The sequence below is a fragment of the Corynebacterium sp. 239_CJEI genome (assembly GCF_001055995.1).
Lineage (GTDB): Bacteria > Actinomycetota > Actinomycetes > Mycobacteriales > Mycobacteriaceae > Corynebacterium > Corynebacterium jeikeium_D.
Map to the genome: position 1 here is coordinate 25869 of NZ_JVOW01000001.1, position 18977 is coordinate 44845.

Sequence of the window (18977 nt, forward strand, 5' to 3'; positions counted from 1 at the left end):
ACCCCCATGACTAGCTCAACCACCGTTTCCGTACAAAACCGCCTCGACCCGCGGCTTGCCGAGCTCGAAGCCGAGGCCATCGACATTATTCGCCAGACCGCCGGTCAGTTCGACCGTCCGGCACTACTTTTCTCCGGCGGAAAGGATTCCGTCGTCGTGCTCGAGCTGGCCAAGCGCGCCTTCGCACCGGCGGGTATCCCGCTGGAGCTGCTCCACGTCGACACCGGCCACAACTTCCCCGAAGTTATTGAATTCCGCGACAAGATTGCCGCTCAGCCGGGCATCAAGCTGCACGTAGCCAAGGTCCAAGACTGGATCGACAGCGGCGTGCTCACCGAGCGTGCCGACGGCACCCGTAACCCCTTGCAGACAGTGCCGCTGGTGGAGACCATTGCCAACCGTGGTTACGATGCCGTTCTCGGTGGCGCCCGCCGCGATGAGGAGAAGGCCCGCGCCAAGGAGCGCGTGTTCTCCGTCCGAGACTCCTTCGGTGGTTGGGATCCACGCCGTCAGCGCCCTGAGTTGTGGGGTCTCTACAACGGTCGCCACGCCGCCGGAGAGAACGTTCGCGTTTTCCCAATCTCGAACTGGACCGAGGCCGACGTCTGGGCCTACATCGAAGCCCGTGACATCGAACTGCCGCCCATCTACTTTGCCCACGAGCGTGAGGTGTTCAACCGCGGCGGTATGTGGTTGGCGCCGGGCGAGTGGGGTGGCCCCCGCGACGGCGAGACCCTCGAGGTTCGCACTGTCCGCTACCGCACTGTCGGTGACATGAGCTGCACCGGCGCTGTCGAATCGACTGCCACCACTATTGCGGAGGTCATGGAGGAACTTCGCACATCCAAGCTCACCGAGCGCGGCGCTACCCGCGCAGATGACAAGTTGTCCGAATCCTCCATGGAAGACCGCAAGAAGGAAGGTTACTTCTGATGAGCCAGCCAAATTCCCCAGCTACCCTGATTACCGCTGACCGCGCCACTCGCGCTCGTCGCACTCTTCGCCTGTGCACCGCTGGCTCCGTGGACGACGGTAAGTCCACCTTCGTCGGTCGCCTGCTGCACGACACGAAGAACATCCTCGCTGACCAGTACGAGGCCGTCGTCGCCTCCTCACAGGCGCGCGGTCAGGAAAACCCTGACCTGTCGCTGCTGGTCGACGGTCTGCGGGCCGAGCGCGAGCAGGGCATCACCATCGACGTCGCCTACCGCTACTTCGCCACCGACGTCCGCTCGTTCATCCTCGCTGACTGCCCTGGTCACGAGCAGTACACCCGAAACACCATCACTGGTATGTCCACCGCCGAGGCCGTCGTTTTGCTTATCGACGCGCGCAACGGCGTCGTGACGCAGACCAAGCGTCACGCAACGGTGGCCGGTCTGCTGGGTGTTCGCCACGTAATCTTTGCTGTCAACAAGATTGACTTGCTGGACTACAGCGAAGAGGCCTTCCGCGCCATTGAGTCGGATGTGGCAGCACTAGCAGAGCGCCTGGGTCTGCAGAACACCTTCGTTGTTCCAGTGTCGGCTCTGGTCGGCGACAACATTGTCGATTCTTCTGAGCACACTCCGTGGTACGAGGGTCCGACCGTGCTGGAGCTGCTGGAAAACCTCAACATCGGTGCCGACCTGGAAACCGATGCCGAGGCTGACCTGCGCCTGCCCATCGACTATGTCATTCGCGATCACGCCACTGAATACCGTGGTTACGCCGGCCGTATCGCCGCAGGTAGCGTGCGTGTGGGCGATGTTGTCTCCGTAGACGCCAACCGTCAGGCTACGGTCACGAAGATCACCGTGGCAGCTGAGGATGTCACTGAGGCCGTGGCCGGCCAGTCGGTGGCCATCAGCCTGGATGCCGAGTTCGACCTAGCCCGTGGCGACCTCATCAGTGGCACGCGCCCGGAAGACGTGCGCCGTTTCTCCGCCGTGGCCGTCCACCTTGCAGACAAGCCGTTGGCAGTCGGTCGCGTCGTAGAGGTGCGCTACGGTGCCGCGCTGGTGCGTGGTCGTATCGCTTCCGTCGATGCGCTCATCGACATCGAAACCGGTGAGCCCACCGGTGTGGCTGATCAGCTTGCAGTCAACGACGTCGCTGAGATCACCGTCGAGGTCGCACAGCCGCTGCCGGTCGATGTCTACCGCGTCGGTGGTCGTGTCGGTGCGTTCCTGCTCATCGAGCCGGGCACCGGTGACACCCTCACCGCAGGCCTCGTGCGTGGCGCTGCCCAGTAGAGCTGCCAGGTAGAGAAACCAGAAAGCACAGCTAGCGAGCCTGAGGAGACCATCGATGACCGCACTGATTCTGCTTGCGCACGGTTCTCGGCACTCAGAGACCAAACCGGTGCTCGAAGACGTGGTCGCGCTCGTGCGCGAGAAGATGCCGCTCACCCGTCTGGATGCGCCCTCTCAGATTCGCCTCGCCTGGCTGGACCTCGACGAGCCCTCACTGGATACCGTCTGTGCCGAGCTCGCCGCTGCCGGCGAGACTCAGGCACTGGCCGTACCGCTGCTGTTCACCGATGCGTTCCACTCGCGAGTCGACGTTCCCGAGCAGGTTCGACTCTGCGATCGGCATGGTGTTGACATCACAGTGGCTGAAGGACTCGGGCTTGGCGACGGCACGAAGCGCGCCGTCGTAAAGCGAATCATCGAAGCGGCGGAGAATGCATCTTTTTCCTGGCCGGTCGATGCGCTGGTGATGGGGGTCGGCTCCTCTGATGAGGATGCCAATGCGGCGGTGCACCAGTTTGCGGCAAACCTTGGCGGGATGCTGCCGGGACATGTGAGCGCGGCATTCGTGGTCGGTCCTGAGAAAATCAAGGGAGCCGATGCTGTGGCCGCGGCGCAGGAGCGCGCGGCCAAGCGCGGACGCGGACTCGTAGTGGTGCCGCTGTTTACCGCGCCGGGCCTATTGTGGGATCGAGTCATCGATGCAGGCGCTGCCGACGGTGCTGGTCAGGTGGCTTTTGGTGAGCCATTGGCCGAGCTGTTGGCGCCGATTGTGTGCTGCCGCTGGGACTCGCGCGCCGCGTACACGGACGTGAAGGTAGTGGCGTAGCCGACGCTTTTTATCCGTCCTAGTTACTCGCCGTTACTCGCCCTTGGAGTGGGTGACCATCTCATCCCACTCGACGTACTTCTTGCGTTCGCGACCCTCGGCCTCGCCGGCGGTGCGTTCGGCAGCATCGAGCTTGTGCCAACCTTCCCAGTCCAGGTAGTCGATACCCTTGGACTCCAGCAGCTCGTTGACAGCGGACAACTCCGGCTTCGACGGGTTGAATTTCTTGCCCTCGGCGGCATCGGCCAGCAGATTGGCTACGGCCTCGTTGGCATCGCCCTTGGTATTACCAATCAGGCCGACCGGTCCGCGGCGAACCCAACCGGTGGTGTAGAGGCCAGTGATGGCCTCGGCTGCTTCATCCTCGGTGTTATCGGATTCGATGACTCGACCACCGACGTTGGAAATGACATTCTTCACGTTGTCGAACGGGATACCCGGCAGCGCATCAGAGCGGTAGCCCACGGCGGAGTAGACAGCGCCGACCTTCCAGTCGGTGGTCTCGCCGGTCGGCCGCAGCCCGCCAGCACCGTCGTATTCCATGCGCTGAGTGCGCAAGCCTGTCACATGCTGCTGGCCGTCGGTACCCTCCTCGCTGAGGATTTCCACTGGCGACTCGAAGAAGTGAATGTAGAGCTTGTGCGGTGCGTTCTTTGGCTCACGGATGGCGTAGTTCTCCAGGATGGTGCAGACCTGGTCAGTGATCTTGGAGTTGCGACGCATAATCTCGGATGCGGAGTCGTAATCAATATCGCGCGGATCGACAACGACCTCGACGTTCGGTGAGTAGTCGAGCTCCTTGAGCTCCAGCGGAGTGAACTTTGCCTGTGCCGGGCCGCGGCGGCCGAAGACGTGGACTTCCTTGGCCTTATTTGTCTTCAGAACCTCGTAGACATTGTCCGGAATCTCTGTGACGTGCAGTTCCTCACCGGTCTTCGCCAGGATTCGAGAGACATCCAGCGCGACGTTGCCGACACCGACGACGGCCACGGACTCCGCCGAAAGGTCCCAGGTGCGCTCAAAGAGTGGATTGCCGTCGTAGAAGCCCACGAATTCGCCTGCGCCGAAGTGCTCCGGCAGGTCCGCTCCCGGCGTTGGCAGTGCGCGGTCGCCGACGGCACCGGTGGCGAAGATGACGGCGTCGTAATGCTCCTTTAATTCGTCGAGTGTGATGTCCTTGCCGAACTCAACGTTGGAAAATAGGCGCAGCTCCGGCTTTTCCATCACGCGGTGCAAGGCCATGATGATGCCCTTGATGCGTGGGTGGTCGGGGGCGACGCCGTAGCGGATTAGACCGAATGGAGCCGGCATCTTTTCAAACAGATCGACTTCCACGTCAGTACTGGATTTCATCAGTGCATCGGAAGCATAAACACCGGCCGGGCCAGAGCCAATTACGGCAACGCGGAGCGGGCGATTCATGAAGTGTGTCCTTCTTTCTCTAATGCTTTACGACGGCCACGAGGCCGCGGCGTAAGTAGCTGCCAGCGGTGACCTCGTGGGGGAAAGGAGTTATTGGTGAGCTATCGGTTTATTCGACATTCCCAATGGTAGCGCCCCCAATCGTAGCGATAACTTACGAAAAATCGAGAGGCGAGCATCACATCATCGGTGAGATGCTTTTGAAGGCATACAAAACTAAATGTGACCTTAGTCACGTCTAATGTGGGAATTTGGGCTAGTTCACTAGAAAAACCGCATAAAACCCGCGATTATGCGGGAAAATTGTTGGAATCTGCGGGGAAAAGTGTGGCTACCAGGGGTAACCAAAGAGGTTTGAGTCCGCCGTGAGATGTAAGGTGACTCACAATAAGATGAAAATAATGATTTGGGACTCAGCGGGATTAGATTCAGCAGGATTAGAAGCTCAGCATGATCTTGAGCCTCCGGCAGTCCAACGGCTCGAGCCAAGTCAACGTTTAAATAAGTCAACGATTAAGCGCAGTGCGAGAAAGGAACGTCGGTGAGCGATAAGAACGCCCAAGCGTCCACCAACAACTCCGCAGTCCTGATTACTTCAGTGGACCGCGCAGACAATCTGCAAGATGTCATTACGGCATTGTCTGAGGCACTGGGTGGGGCACGTTGCCTCCACACTGTCGGTGGGGCGCACGGCGCCACCGTGGATCAGGTTGTTGTGGATCCGGAATTCGCGCTTGACACCATCGTCAGTGCTGTTGAGGCTGACCGCGCTGCTAACGAGGGGGCGGCTGTTCTGACCGGCTCCGGCAACCTCGATTTTGACTTCCGCATTGCCACCGTCGCCGGCGCCGGTGTCATCGTTGTCGCTGGCGGCGAGGGCTGCCACACAGAGGCCGCAAAGGCTCGCGTTCGTTTGGCTCTCAGCAGTGCAGCTCAGCGTCACAGCGAGGTACTCGCAGTTGTCCTTACAGGGGAGGAGGCAGCTGAGGCTGCTAAGACTCTCGAGCTCGACGTTCCCGTTGTTGCCGTTGACGATGCTGAGGGGCTGCGCAAGGTCGTAAGCCGCGAGGTCACCGCAGTGATGACTCCACAGCGTTTCCAGTGGTGGCTATTGCAGCGCGCCAAGGCTGATAAACGCCACATTGTGCTGCCAGAGGGGGACGATGACCGCATTCTTGAAGCCGCTGATTACCTCCTGCGCGAGGACATCTGTGAGCTCACTATCCTCGGCGACCCGGATGCGATGAAGGCACGCGCCGCCGAACTGGGTTTTGACATCGACGCTGCCCATCTCTGGAACCCGCAGACCTCCGAATATGTTGAGCAGTTCGCGGAACAGTTCGCAGAGATGCGCAAGGCCAAGGGGGTCACGCTGGAGCAGGCCCGTGAGACGATGCGGGACATCTCCTACTTCGCGACGATGATGATTCACAATGGGCTTGTCGACGGCATGGTGTCCGGTGCAGCCCACACAACTGCGCACACCATTCGTCCGTCCTTGCAAATCATTAAGACCAAGCCGTCGGCTTCCACGGTGTCGTCACTGTTCCTCATGGTTATGGACAACTCGCTGTGGGGTTTTGCGGACTGTGCGGTGCTGCCGAAGCCTGCTCCGGAACAGCTGGGTGAAATCGCGGTGGTATCCGCCGAGACTGCAGCTTCCTTCGGCATCGATGCCCGCGTCGCCATGCTGAGCTACTCCACTGGAGTATCCGGCACAGGTGAGGATGTGGACCGTGTGAAGGCGGGTCTGGCCAAGGCCAAGGAGCTGGCTCCGGAGCTCGCTGTCGATGGTCCGCTGCAGTTCGATGCTGCTATTGACCCGTCTGTGGCTGCGAAGAAGATGCCGGATTCCTCCGTTGCGGGTAAGGCAACTGTTTTCGTGTTCCCGGATCTGGACGCCGGTAACATCGGTTACAAGATTGCCCAGCGCTGTGGTGGTGCATTGGCAATCGGCCCGATTCTGCAGGGCTTGAACAAGCCGGTCAACGACCTTTCCCGTGGCGCCACGGTGCCGGACATCATCAACACGGTTGCAATTACCGCTATTCAGGCTGGAGGAAACTAATTATTATGTCCCGTCACGTACTTGTTTTGAACTCCGGTTCCTCCTCTATCAAGTTTCAGCTGGTAGATCCGGAGAAGGACTCAACGCAGCCGCCGTATGTCTCCGGTCTGGTGGAGCGCATTGGTGAAGAAGACGGCATTATTAATCTGAAGTTCTCCGGACAGAAGATTGAAATCACTGAGCCGATCGCTGACCACGCCAGTGGTCTTGACCGCGCGTTCGAGCTGATGGATGAGCACGGTGTTGGTCCGGAGTCGGTGGATATTGCGGCCGTCGGTCACCGCGTCGTTCACGGTGGTCGCCTGTTCTCTGGACCGGAGCTGATTACCGACGAAATCGTCGGCATGATCCGCGACCTTATTCCGCTGGCGCCGCTGCACAACCCGGCCAATATCGTAGGCATCGAGGAGTCTCGCAAGCTGCTTTCGGACGTGCCTCACGTCGCCGTCTTCGACACTGGTTTCTTCCACACCATGCCGCCAGCTGCTGCTCTGTACCCGCTCAACGCAGAGGTCGCATCGAAGTTTGATATCCGTCGTTACGGCTTCCACGGCACCTCGCATGAGTTTGTTTCCAAGCAGGTGCCGGACCTTCTGAATAAGCCGGCAGAGGAAATCAACCAGATTACGCTGCACCTGGGTAATGGTGCGTCGTGTGCGGCTATCCGAGGTGGCCAGGCGGTGGATACCTCGATGGGGCTGACCCCGCTGGCTGGTCTGATGATGGGCACTCGTACCGGTGACATTGACCCGGGCGTCATCTTCCACCTCTACCGCAACGGCATGAGCATCGACGAGATCGACAATCTGTGCAACCGCCAGTCCGGTCTGAAGGGTGTCTCTGGTGTCAATGACTTCCGGGTTCTGCAGGAGCGCATGGATGACCACGACCCGGATGCTTGGGCTGCATACCAGATGTATGTCCACCAGCTGCGCCGCTACATTGGTTCTTACATGCTGATTCTCGGCCGCCTCGATGCCATCACCTTCACCGCAGGTGTCGGTGAGAACCATGTCGGTATTCGCCGTGATTCGATGGCTGAGCTTGAGAACTTCGGTATCAAGATTGATGACGAGCTCAACTCCCAGCCGAATGACGGCCCGCGTCTGATTTCGGCGGAGGACTCGAAGGTCAAGGTCTTCGTGGTACCGACCAATGAGGAACTGGCCATTGCTCGCTACGCAATGAGCTTCGTGGAGTAGGTTTTGAGGCAGGGGCACTGACGAGTAGGCAGGGGCTCCTGTAACCCTCCGTAATCGACGGCTGCTAGATGCCCCATCTGTTGAATCGGCAGCTGTAACTCAACAAAAATGAGCTCGCTCCCACTGCCTTCCAAACTGGAAGAACCTAGTGGGGCGAGCTCATTTTTCACCGCCGGGGCGACTGCGCCTATGCCTCAACAGGCTCAGTCACCCGGTCATCGTTTCAACGCATCAGCGCAGCTAACTACCAGATGTAGACGCCGTCGCCGACCTGCAGGGTATCGAAGTACTTCACAGCATCATCGTGGTTCAGGTGGATGCAGCCGTGGGACATCTGATTAACAGAGCCCTCGTGGAAAGCTTCGCCGTCGTTGGTGAAGTACACCGAGAACGGCATCGGACCGTTGTAAGGACGGGACCACTCATCGCGGACCTTGCGGGTAACGCTCAGGTGGCCGCGGGTGGTTTCGTAACCCGGCATACCGGAGGACATTGGCACCGGACCGTAGGTGATGTTGCCATTTTCCTGCAGCCAGGTCTTCTGGTTAGCCAGGTCAACGCATGCGCGGGCGCTCGGCGGGCACGGGTTGTTTGGCTCTGGGCGTGGTTCAGGGCGTGGCTTCTGCTCTGGCTGTGGAGCAGGGGCAGGCGCCGGCTCAGGCTGCGACGGCTCGTCCTGGCCCCCCAGCAAACCGAAAATCTCGTTGACGACGCGGGTGGCTTCGGCCTTCTGTGCAGCTGGCAACGGCAGGCTGTCGATGGCGTTCAGCAGCTGAGTTTTGACCTTGTCCGCCACCTGCTTGTTGTTTTCAGCGAACTTGAAGTTTTCATTAATCAGAGCGACGACCGAATCCGGCAGCTTCACCGAAGAGGAATCCAGTACCTCAGAGAGCTCAGGGGCAAGGTCGCCCGAATTCAGAGTCGAGATCTCCGGCAGCTTGAGGTCCCGAACACTCTGGCTAAGCGACTGCAGGTCTGGAGAAACCGGCAGGGCAACGGCAGTGCCGGCCCCAATACCAAAGGCGGTGGTGAGGGCTGCAGCGCTGATAATTACGCGCTTAGCGCTGCGGAGAGAGGATTTCGAAGAGGCAAACATAGAGGATATCTTAAACCACGAAAGGCAATTCTCTCTTTATTCACCAATTCTGGGGTGGCGCTCAGGCCCACAACAGCATGTTTGACCAGGTTCGGTAAGGAGCTGTTAGAGAGCTAACGCCAAGTCCGTGGCCGAATGAGATTTGCGATATCCACCAAGTTGTAGCGGTGTCGCGGAAACTGCGAAGAGCGTGCCAGCATCCGTAAGTCTTTTTCCAATCCTTCACGCAGGCCGGCCACGGTAAAGGGCGCATCGAAAAGACCATTGGAGCTAGCTGCATGGTCGAGGTTCGAGCTGCGCAACCAGTTCAGCGCGGACGCCATCACGGCGATGCGCAGCTGTGGCATGCGCGGTTCATTCGTCGGCAGCTCCACCAGACGACGCGCAGCACGGCGAATTCTCGATTCAGTTAACTCGGAGGGCATCCCTGAGGTGAGCATCAGAATCGTCGTCAAACGTGCCATGCGATGGTGACGGGAGTTACCGGGTACGCGGTCAAGCTGGGAGATAGCCATTTCGTGTTGGCGCTCAGAGGCCAGCTGACGAGCTAGCCCGAAGGCGGAGGATACCGTCGTCGGGTTGGCCGCCCACACGACGGCGTAGAGACGCAGGGTGTTGAAACGAATCGTCTGAGGCGACAGGGACTCGCTGGCCCAGGCGGGGGAGAAGATCTCGGGCGTATCGGCAGCGACATTATCCAGCGCGCTGCTCAAGTTCGCGGCGGCGCGGGCGACAGCGGGCTCGAGGAGAGATGCGTTGGCGATGCCCAAGCGCTGTTGAATCAACTCGAGAGTCGCTGCCAGCGCCAACTTCGGGGCGGGCTCGCCGGGCAGCATCGTCAGCACGTGGTGGAACGAGGCGAGGGCATCGTTGAATTGGTCGAGAAGCAAATAAGTCACGCCCTCGTACCAGTGGTAACGCCAATCGCGCTGCAAACGTTCAGAGACATCGCGGAGGCTGTCGCGGGCCTCATCAATTAATCCGAGGTCCAGTTTCGCACGCACGATGCCCAGTGGAATTTCCACGGAAGAGCCATACTCGGGTTCGGACAGCGCATTGGTCAGTGTTTCGATAAGTTCGTTGGGCTCTGTAAACGACGAGGCACTCAAGATGCGCGCACCCGGATCTGTCGGGTTAATCAGTGGTACAGGCAGCGCGAAGGTCACTTCTTGCGGAGTGATTTCCACGCCGCGGGTGATGCCGTCGACAAGCTGATCGGTGCGGAACACCAGGTGCTTGGTGCCGTACGTGGAACGCTGCGGCGAGAAATTCGACACCGCCTGCGGGAATTGCACGCCGTCGCGCACCGCCAGAATCTCGCGCAATACGCCGATGAGCTGCACACTCATCTCTTCGGCAGAACCGAAGCGAGCCTCCGGGTTCTCGTGGCAAGCGCGTAGTAGGAAGCGGTAGAGCGAGTAAAAACGGCGGAATAGAGGCTCTTCGACAGGTGAGGGTAGCCCCGGGTCGTAGACGCCGTTGGTCGCCGGCAACTTCAGAATCAGGGAGGCCAGCGTGCGGCCGACTGTGTAGATATCGCTGGCAATCGTCGGTCCCGTCGTGGCAATCTCCGGCGCCTGGAAACCGGGCGTGCCGTAGATATGGCCGTAGGCGCCGATGCCGGTGACCGCGCCAACGTCGATAAGCGTGACGTGGTCTTCGCTGAGCAGCACGTTGTCCGGCTTCAAATCGTTGTAGACAACGCCGCGCGAGTGCAGGTAATCCAGCGCGGGGAGCAGCTCCAGGATGTAGCCAATTGCCAGGTCACAGGGCATGACGCCGTCTGGGTAGCTCCGTCGCTGTTTGCGTAACGACGGGCCGCCGACGTACTCCATCACAATGAAGCCGGTGGCGCTGTTGGCGTCCGTCTCATCGATGAAGTTGATGATTTTCACAATTCCCGGATGCGAGATTTCCGCGAGGAACTCGCGTTCTGCCTGGACTACGGCGAAATCCTTCTCATTTTTCGCTGCCATCATGCCCTTGAGCACGACCCAGCGATCCGAGACATTGTGGTCAATCGCCAGATAAATCCAGCCGAGACCGCCGTGGGCAATCGGGCCCACAATTTCGTACTGATCCGCCACGATATCGCCGGCTTTCAGGCTCGGCGCCGGCTTATTCGTCGCGTGAATCTTCTCATCACTCATTACTGCATCGCGCGGATCCTGCGTTGTGATGTACGGCAGGTGCACCATGCCGTCGGCGACGGTGCGTCCACGGTGCGCAGTCGATCGCTTCCGGCGAAAGTCCTCCAACGCTTTCCGGTGCGAGGCCATCGACGGATCTGGTGCCTGGGTGCCGGGTTGGGTCGTCACGCTTGACGACGAGCCTCCGCGCCCCAACAATTCGGCGATATCGAACTCTTCGTCATCGTCATCATCGTCCGCAAAAGGGTCGAAGGCGACAGCGGCAGTGCCGGGCTCTTGTTCGTCGTCTTCATCGGCGAATGGGTCGAAGGCGACGGCCTGAGTGGCAGCTGCCTCTGCCTCTGCGTGAGCATCCTCCTGGGGCTCCGGCGTGTACTGGGGATGCTGGGCTTGCTCGGATTGCTGGGCTTGTTCGGAGAACTGGTTTTCGTCGCTCATCGGTTATCCACCTCGCCTTCTGGAGCAGCTTCCGGTGTGGGGGAGATTCCAAGTATGTCTTCATCGTCGCCGTACTGTGGCGATGGCTGTGTACCGCTTGGCAGGAAGGGGCCGAACCAAGTGTCGTAGAGGGACTGCCAGGTGCCATCGCTGGCCATACGCTCCAGGGTCGCGTTGATTTGGCGAACTAGGCCTGGGTTCCCCTTGGATACACCGGCCGCGTAGCTTTCCTCGTTCAAGCCCCGCTGGACAATGGCGGTAGCCGGATCTTGGTCGTTGATACCAGCGAGGATGGTGTCATCGGCAACGACAATCTCTGCCTGGCTGTTTTGAAGTGAAATGAGGCAGTCCGACCAGTTACCGACCAACAGCAGCGTATTGTTCGGCGAGAGCCGTCGAATCAAATCCTCGGTAGTGGATCCCCGGGAAACGCAGATGCGACCGTCCTCGACGTCCTCGGGGGAAGCATCGCCACCCGGCGAAGAGACTAGAACTCCAGCTCGTGCTGTCAAATACGGTGTGGAGAACAGCACCCTTTCGCGCCGGGCATCGGTGACCGTCATAGTGCGCAAAACGACATCGACAGTGCCGTCTTCGAGTGCGGCAGTGCGTTCGTTGCTGTCGACGAACCGAAACTCGACAGCATCGGGATTGTCAAAGATGTCCCGGGCAATCTCTTGTGCCAGGGATACTTCAAACCCCGAGAGCTCTCCGCTGCTGAAGTCGCGGAAGCTGAGCAGGTTCAATGATTGGTCAACACCAACGATGATGCGGCCGCGCTGGTAAATCTCCGGGATTCGCTCTTCCGGTGTTTGGTCATCGGGGGCGAGTGTGGACAGATCTGGGGTGTTGGCTTCTGCCGCAGGCTTCCTCGAGGAGGCTTTGTCGTAGAACGCGCCCGGTGGCAGGGGAAAGTCACCGGTGGCCTCCAGGATTGTGCGCGAGTAGGGATCGTCGGCAAGCGAATCGGTCGCGCAGGCACTGACGGTGAGGCCCGCGACGGTGAGTGCACCAAGGATGGCTCTGCGCCGCCAGCCGGCGAGACCGCGGAGCGATGGGGAGAACGGAACGATCATAGGTACTCCAGAAGCCGGTGTCGGAAGCCGAAAACAACCAGAACTGCCGCGATGACGGTCAGTGTAACCGTGGCGAGGGACAGTGCCGCGATAGCGCGACGGGATTGGTCGAGGTTCTCACGGGCGGTCAGGCGGGACTCGGCGATGGAATTCTGTAGCGACTCATCGACCTGGTTGAACGCAGCCGCCGACGAGCTGGCATTATCCACATCGGTCGCGATGCGAACCGCACCGGCGTAGTCGCCTGAACTCAAGTGCTCCATCATCAGGTTGTGACCGGACTCCCAGCTGTAGATACCGTGGATGGCGGCTCTGACATCGTCGTCCGGCGCATTGGCGTCCACTCTTTCCAGCTCGCCGACCAGGGTGCGCACCGACTGCGAGAAGGACTCCGCATCCGCGGGCTGACGGCGCACTAAGCCGAGGGTTTCGCTGGCGCGTAGCTGCTGGGCATCAATGCGTACTTGGGTTAGGGCATGAACATCCGGGCGCTGCTCTCCGAAGAGAGAGTTGGACTGCCACGGCTGAGTGGTGGCAATTCCCACACCGACAAGTGCGATGGCCATCAGCATGGTTGCACCAAACAGGCCGACGTTGAATAGTCGACCGGTGCGGCGAGTCAGCCACCACTGTGTGATTAGCAGCATCAAAATTGCCGCTGCCAGGCCCGACATCGGGAAAAGAGGTGGCTTCGATAGTTGGCGCTGCTCATCATTAGTGGTGGTACTGGTGCGTTCGTAGAGCGATTTTGCAGCTGGCAGAATCTGGACCTGCATCAAGTTTGAGGCAGAGGCGAGGTACGCGACACTGACGGGATTGCCCTGGCGCGCATTCGCGCGAGCTGTCTCGACCATGCCGGTGTAGACCGGCAACAGCCGCTGTACAGTCGCGATATTCTTCATCTCTGGGGCATCGACGTTTTCAATGCCCGTAGCTGCGCGGGTAGCGGACATGGATGCTTGTGCGATGACATCGTCGAAGTTGCTGACCAAGTCCTGGCTGCTGTTGAGTGTGCCGCGGGAAAAGGCGGTGTTGGCCGACGCATCGGCAATCGTCAGCGAGGCATAGAGATTCTGCGAGGCATTGGCCATCGGCTCGCTCAGCTGCGAAATTCGGGTGAGCTGCTGCTGGCGTTGCGAGGTTGTTTGCCACATGGATAGGCCGGCGGCCAGAATAGCGACGATGAGGATGAGGGCGACTGTGGTCAATCGGCCCGGTGACGTCATCAAAAATGACGCTGACCGGCGCACATACGTGGCCGACGGGCCGAGCTTGTCGTAGAGACGCTCACCGAGAAAACGTGTCAATCTCCGGTTGCGCGGGCCAATTTCCAGGGCATCCACACGCAGGTCGGTATCACGCGGAGAGTCTGTTAGGACTGTTGGGGTTGTGGCCGTTGCTGGGGCATTAGCCGAGGACTCTGTAGTTTCCAGAGCAGTTGATGGTGCCGCACTCTCGGTAGCCGGGGTGGTGTCGGGAGTATCTTTCGATTCCTTTGCCGCCTGAGCCGCAGTGTGTGTGTCTAAGCTTTCGCCACCAGGAGTGGTGCGACCGCTGAAACGAGTTCGGCGTGGAGCACGATTCTTGCGGTGGAATGGGTTTCGGTTTTTGTCGTGGGCACGGGAATGAGGCGCACTTGAAGTGGTTTCACCCATGTGCACGTGTCCTTCCGACGTGACCGAAGTCGCCCGCGACGATCTCTCCGCTCAGAGCAACGTTAGTTCCTTGCAAATCTTAGTCGCTCGGGCTTGTGACGGAAAACACAAGGGTATCTGGCGTAGGGTGGAGACATGCTTCAGGATGGAAATGGTTGGGCAGCCGGCCCCAACGGTACGCGCTGCTGGGGACGCTTCGGAGCTGCAGGGCTGCTGATTGTGAGCCCTCAGCGCACTGTGCTTATGCAGTATCGAGCTGACTGGACATCGTTCCCCCTAACGTGGGGTGTTCCTGGTGGGGCTTGTGATTCTCATGAGGCTCCTGAGGCGACCGCGCTGCGTGAAACGGCTGAGGAAACTGGGCTGCTGGAGCATCAGCTTCGCATCCTCGACACGCAGGTCACCACCGGTCCCTTCCCAGCCGATCCGAATCGCCCCGAGCTCGCCGGCGGCTGGAAATACCACACGGTCTACGCACTAGCTGCCGAAGAGCTGGAGACGAATCCGAACGAGGAGTCCCTAGAGTTGCGCTGGGTTCCGCTTGACGACGTCGACAGCCTCGATCTGCTGCCGCCTTTTGTGGAATCGTGGCCCCGGGTGCGCGCGCACCTCGAGAAACTGCTGGAGGCCCTTGACTAGGTGTCGGCTTCGCACCTACCGGCGCTCTCTGCGTCGACTACTTGGAGTCGGCAACTGCTGCCGCGCCAGCGGCCAGCGCGGTGACGGTCAGGACAGACGGCCATGCGCCAATCTTCTTAGCCAGCGGGTGTGAGAGGCCGAAAGCGCCGAGGTAGGCGGCTACTAGGCCGGCGGCACCCAGGGCGCCGGTCTTTGCATTCCAGGTGCGTGCTGCGTATGCGCCGGCGGCACCCAAGATGACGCCACCGAGCGGACGAATGCCTGTTTCGCGAGCGGTGAGCCAGCCGCCGATGAGGCCAGTGGCCACGAGCGGAGCGGTCTTTACGTCTTTTGCCTTCTTCAAAGTAATAGCCATAAGCATCATCGTACCTAGTAAGAAGGGCTTGGCGGCGCGCTTTTAGAACGGCTCCTGGCGGCGCTGGTGCTCCTCAACATAGCTTTCCGAGTGCTCCGCCAGCTTTAGTAGCGAGGGCAGTGCCTTAATTAGCGCACGAACGTCCTTTTGCGACATTGTCCGCACAATTTCGTACACCAGCGCACCCCAGTGGTCGATAAGTTGCTCCAGCAGCGTTTCGCCATCGCTGGAGACATAGAGGTTCTGCGCACGGCGATCCTTTGCGTTGTTCTCGCGTTCAATCAGTCCGTTGTCGAGTAGACGGCGAACTGTTGCCGAAACGTTGGACGGGCGTAGGAAACGCAGGCGTGCAATGTCGGATACGCCGCAGCCCGGGTGGGTTGAAATAAAGTGCAGTACTTCCATTTCCGACTGGGAAATGTCCATCCTGGCATTCGGGCGCTCACCGAGGCGGCGAGTCGATGCAAGGAAGTCATACAGGCCGATGGAAATCTTCTGCACGCTTTCGCGCAGGGATTCATCGGACTCAGTCGAGTCATCCGCGGTGGGGAAGCCGCTCGCTGGCTCCGGGGTAGTGGTGCGCTGAGGGGAGCGTGCAGAAGTCATGATCTTCCTTCCCGACGTAATGAATTGATGTTCTGAATAAACACCTTATATCGTCGAAATAACTTTCTGTGGTGAAAATTTGTAGATTGAACAAAAAGTTAGACTCATAAGTGTTGTGCGGGTGCTTTATCACCCATTTCTGCCCCTGATTTTAGGGGCTGGCAGCAAAGACTCCGCTTTACGACGGCCCCAGCGACACCCCCTAGTAGGAACTAGGCCTACGCGCTTTTCCGCCCGTTTATCTACACTTCGTAATCCACAATCACCGGAGCATGGTCGGATGCGCCTTTGCCCTGACGCTCTTCGATGTCGATGAATCCGGCGGACGCCTTTGCCGCGAGGTCGGGGGAGGCGAGCTGGAAGTCGATGCGCATGCCCTCATCCTTGAAAAAGCGGCCAGCCTTGTAATCCCAGTAGGTCCACTGGTTTGGGGTGAATTGGCGAGTTACTTCCTTCATGCCCGCCTGCTCCAGCGCATAGAAAGCTGCGCGTTCAGGCGGTGTGACGTGTGTTTTCCCTGCGAAGGCTGCCATTGACCAGACATCGCCGTCGGTCGGGGCAATGTTGAAGTCGCCGCCCATCATGAAGGTGGCCTCCGGGTCGTCGTCAAGCGTGGCGATGATGTGCTGACGGAGCCGCTCCAGAAATTCGAGCTTGTACTCGAAGTGCGGGTCGGTGATGTCGCGGCCGTTCGGGATGTAGAGGCTATGGACGCGCACGCCACCGCAGGTAGCGGCGATATGGCGGGCCTCCAATGCGGGAGTTGCGTCGGGGTCCTTGTTGAAACCGGGCTGACCGGGGAACTCTGCCTGGATGTCCTCAAGGCCGACGCGGGAGATGATGGCAACGCCATTCCACTGATTCAGGCCGTGGTGGGCGACTTGGTATCCCAGCTCTTCAAAAGCAGCGGTGGGGAATTGGTCGTCCTTGCACTTGGTTTCCTGGACGGCCAGGACATCAATGTCATTCCGGCGCAGCATTTCCACCATTCGGTCGAGGCGAGTTCGAGCCGAATTGACGTTCCAGACACAGATTCGCATATCAACGATTGTAAAAGGGGAACGAAACGGCGGCCTCATGCGTTGAACAAAGCAGTGACAAAATAGGCGGACAAAAACGGATAAGGTGGGCGGAAGCCCGGTAGGAAAGGGAGTTTCGAGGTTGGCTAACTGGGACGATCGCCGTTACGGCGGCGAGTACAGTCCGACGGATTACCTGGGTAGTAGTGGCAGGAACGCTTATCGGGAACACGACGCATATGCGGCGTACGATGCGGCAATGCCGTATCAGGAAGTGCCATATCCGGTAGCAAACATTCCGGTCGGCTATGAAAGCGGGTACCCCGCTAGCTATGGGGTGTCTTCCTTCGGTGAGCTCAGTGCTAATCCCAAAGTCGCGCCGCTGACCGCTCAAATGGCAGTACACCTGGGCTTTGACCCCAATCTGGCCAATGGCTCAGTGGCACGTCGTGGTGGTGCGCTGTTGGTGGATTCTGTCATCTACACTGCATTGATTGCCTCCATTGCAGTTCTCACTAGCATCGTGGGGACATCGGACAGCGGCGTAATGGTGATGCTGATCAGCCTCTTCCTCGGTCCCGGTGGTTTTTACCTCTACCGCGTGGCGGGGGACTCCATCTTCGACGGGTCGCCGGGTAAACACGCCATGGGCATGAAAATCGAAGGTGCACACGGGATGCCAGTCTCAGCCCGCGATGGTTTTGTGCGCAATGCCTGGATTCTGCCGTCGATGATTCCGGTCGCCGGTTGGTTTGTCTCTGCGGGCCTGGCTGGCTGGATTGCGATGGGTGCGTCCCGCGATCCGCTGGGGAGAGGTCGTCATGAACTCTCGGTCCACACCCGTGTGGTGGAAAAGCCGGAGACGCGCGAGCTGCCGCGCGGGCAGCGCCGCATGGACAATCGCATGGGTAGCAAAGAGCAGCAGGGCAAGCAGCTGAAGCGGATTAAAAGGGTTAAGCGCGGGAAGTAGGGCGATCAGGGCGAGCAGCGCAGGGCCGAAACGTAACCCCCGGCCCCTAAGCCCCTGTCAGCTCCGCGTAGCGGTGCCGGTGGTGCTCGGTAAAACCGAGTGTCCGGTATAGCGCAATGCCAGGCTCATTTGAGCCCAATACCTGCAGATATGCAGAATCTGCCCCGTGTTGTGCGCCCCAGTGCATCATGTGAATTCCCAGTAGGGTGCCAAGTCCTCGGCGGCGCATATCGGCTGCGACTTCCACAGCGGAGAACCCGAGCCACACACGGCCGTCGTCCGATTCGGTCAGCGTGCCGCGCGTAATGGCTACCGTGCGTATGCCTTCAGGCGCATTGTTGGCAGGCACTTGCAGGCGTCCGAAGCACATGCGGCCATCAATTTCATTGCGCAGAAGCTGTAGTGCATGCTCGGACAGCGTGGTACCGCGGAAATGGTAGAGCCCCAGCCAGTCGTCGTCAGGTTGATCAGCGATATCCACCTGCACGTCTGCAAGCTCGACGCTGTGCTCATCGAGCACCTGTTCGGCGCTGTGCTCATCAAGCACCTGTACGGCGCTGTGCGATTCAGCTGCCAATTCAGCAGGCGGCAAATCCCCATCGAGTGAGCGCGTCATAACCACAATGTCCGGCCCGACCGTCCACTCCGGCCCCGCGACCAGCGCCTGTGCAGGTTTGGCGATTCTATCCGGAATCGCAATCCGCACCGGCAAATCGTGGGAATCGTAAAACGACTTAATCTTCTCCAACGGCACCGGCTGAGTGCTGGCTCCGGGTTCGAGCGGCAGCGCGGAGTTGGAACGCTCCGTAATGCCATCGCCGGCTCGCAGCAGCCAGCCCGACTCCACCACATGCGCGATACCCGGGAAGGCCTTCGCTGTCGCAGTTTCCACGGCGCGAATATCCGAATTGCGCACCGGATGATCCGGCAGGGCCTTCACAATCAAAATGTGCTTATCGCTAAAGTCCACCGCTGCCACGGATTCGTCGGCACGCACGCCAGCACGAACCTGCGGACGCACGACGAACGGATCCATGCTGAGCACATGCCCAATGACGTCCGTAGTCTTCTTGCCGCTGGCCAATGCTTCTTCATCGGTCAGCGCGCGCCGCACAATGACACGACGTCCCACCGCCACTTCACCGACGCCCCAGCGGGAAATCGGTAGCTTCTGTGCTGCATTTTCGCTTGCCGACGACTCCAATTGCCTATCCGCCACGA

At 59.8% G+C, this 18977-nt stretch carries 16 protein-coding genes; 7 read left to right on the forward strand and 9 right to left on the reverse strand.

Features of this window, described 5'->3' with window-relative positions; all coding sequences use genetic code 11:
• The first annotated feature begins 6 nt into the window (after nucleotides 1-6).
• From cysD to ADB08_RS00125, 3 genes are read left to right on the forward strand one after another with little or no spacing between them, the layout of a single operon-like run.
• Complete coding sequence (gene cysD, locus ADB08_RS00115; RefSeq protein WP_038626730.1) at nucleotides 7-933, forward strand: sulfate adenylyltransferase subunit CysD; 927 nt, start codon at nucleotides 7-9, stop codon at nucleotides 931-933.
• Complete coding sequence (locus ADB08_RS00120; protein WP_049169881.1) at nucleotides 933-2234, forward strand: sulfate adenylyltransferase subunit 1; 1302 nt, start codon at nucleotides 933-935, stop codon at nucleotides 2232-2234. Before cysD ends, ADB08_RS00120 begins: the two co-directional genes overlap by 1 nt.
• Nucleotides 2235-2289: 55 nt before the next feature.
• Nucleotides 2290-3060 carry a sirohydrochlorin chelatase gene (locus tag ADB08_RS00125; protein ID WP_049169883.1) on the forward strand — a complete coding sequence of 257 codons (771 nt, stop codon included), beginning with the start codon at nucleotides 2290-2292 and terminating at the stop codon, nucleotides 3058-3060.
• A gap of 33 nt (nucleotides 3061-3093) precedes the next feature.
• Here the strand turns inward: ADB08_RS00125 and ADB08_RS00130 are convergent, their stop codons facing one another.
• Nucleotides 3094-4482, reverse strand: coding sequence for an FAD-dependent oxidoreductase (locus ADB08_RS00130; RefSeq protein WP_049169886.1), 1389 nt, complete (start codon nucleotides 4480-4482; stop codon nucleotides 3094-3096).
• 541 nt (nucleotides 4483-5023) lie between these two features.
• On the opposite strand from ADB08_RS00130, the gene pta reads away from it, so the two are divergent.
• Together pta and ADB08_RS00140 are read left to right on the forward strand one after the other, a co-directional pair.
• Nucleotides 5024-6550: a phosphate acetyltransferase gene (gene pta / locus ADB08_RS00135; protein WP_016421526.1), complete on the forward strand. Its 1527-nt coding sequence runs from the start codon at nucleotides 5024-5026 to the stop codon at nucleotides 6548-6550.
• Between the two features lie 5 nt (nucleotides 6551-6555).
• Nucleotides 6556-7752, forward strand: coding sequence for an acetate kinase (locus ADB08_RS00140; RefSeq protein WP_016421525.1), 1197 nt, complete (start codon nucleotides 6556-6558; stop codon nucleotides 7750-7752).
• Between the two features lie 244 nt (nucleotides 7753-7996).
• Here the strand turns inward: ADB08_RS00140 and ADB08_RS00145 are convergent, their stop codons facing one another.
• The 4 genes from ADB08_RS00145 to ADB08_RS00160 all read right to left on the reverse strand — a co-directional run bounded on the left by ADB08_RS00145 (nucleotide 7997) and on the right by ADB08_RS00160 (nucleotide 14167).
• A complete protein-coding gene (locus tag ADB08_RS00145; RefSeq protein WP_016421524.1) occupies nucleotides 7997-8848 on the reverse strand; it encodes a L,D-transpeptidase in 852 nt (283 codons plus the stop codon).
• 113 nt (nucleotides 8849-8961) lie between these two features.
• Entirely contained in the window at nucleotides 8962-11436 is a 2475-nt protein-coding gene (locus ADB08_RS00150; RefSeq protein WP_049169890.1) for a serine/threonine protein kinase, read from the reverse strand.
• Nucleotides 11433-12512, reverse strand: a complete 1080-nt coding sequence (locus tag ADB08_RS00155; RefSeq protein WP_049169891.1) for a glutamate ABC transporter substrate-binding protein — start codon at nucleotides 12510-12512, stop codon at nucleotides 11433-11435. Before ADB08_RS00155 ends, ADB08_RS00150 begins: the two co-directional genes overlap by 4 nt.
• On the reverse strand, nucleotides 12509-14167 hold the full coding sequence (locus tag ADB08_RS00160) for a hypothetical protein (protein WP_049169894.1): 1659 nt from the start codon (nucleotides 14165-14167) through the stop codon (nucleotides 12509-12511). Before ADB08_RS00160 ends, ADB08_RS00155 begins: the two co-directional genes overlap by 4 nt.
• A 135-nt stretch (nucleotides 14168-14302) precedes the next feature.
• On the opposite strand from ADB08_RS00160, the gene ADB08_RS00165 reads away from it, so the two are divergent.
• Entirely contained in the window at nucleotides 14303-14806 is a 504-nt protein-coding gene (locus ADB08_RS00165) for an NUDIX domain-containing protein (RefSeq protein ID WP_049169897.1), read from the forward strand.
• Nucleotides 14807-14843: 37 nt separating this feature from the next.
• Here the strand turns inward: ADB08_RS00165 and ADB08_RS00170 are convergent, their stop codons facing one another.
• The 3 genes from ADB08_RS00170 to ADB08_RS00180 form a co-directional block, all read right to left on the reverse strand.
• Nucleotides 14844-15161, reverse strand: a complete 318-nt coding sequence (locus tag ADB08_RS00170) for a hypothetical protein (protein WP_172954624.1) — start codon at nucleotides 15159-15161, stop codon at nucleotides 14844-14846.
• 42 nt (nucleotides 15162-15203) lie between these two features.
• Nucleotides 15204-15767 carry a MarR family winged helix-turn-helix transcriptional regulator gene (locus ADB08_RS00175; RefSeq protein ID WP_016421518.1) on the reverse strand — a complete coding sequence of 188 codons (564 nt, stop codon included), beginning with the start codon at nucleotides 15765-15767 and terminating at the stop codon, nucleotides 15204-15206.
• Between the two features lie 242 nt (nucleotides 15768-16009).
• On the reverse strand, nucleotides 16010-16807 hold the full coding sequence (locus tag ADB08_RS00180) for an exodeoxyribonuclease III (RefSeq protein WP_038626705.1): 798 nt from the start codon (nucleotides 16805-16807) through the stop codon (nucleotides 16010-16012).
• Between the two features lie 121 nt (nucleotides 16808-16928).
• Between ADB08_RS00180 and ADB08_RS00185 the strand changes: the two genes are divergently transcribed.
• The gene (locus tag ADB08_RS00185; RefSeq protein ID WP_222865547.1) at nucleotides 16929-17756 is read left to right on the forward strand and encodes an RDD family protein; all 828 of its coding nucleotides are present in this window, start codon (nucleotides 16929-16931) and stop codon (nucleotides 17754-17756) included.
• A 46-nt stretch (nucleotides 17757-17802) separates the two neighbouring features.
• Here the strand turns inward: ADB08_RS00185 and ADB08_RS00190 are convergent, their stop codons facing one another.
• Nucleotides 17803-18975, reverse strand: a complete 1173-nt coding sequence (locus ADB08_RS00190; protein WP_049169902.1) for an N-acetylglutamate synthase, CG3035 family — start codon at nucleotides 18973-18975, stop codon at nucleotides 17803-17805.
• Nucleotides 18976-18977: the final 2 nt, after the last annotated feature.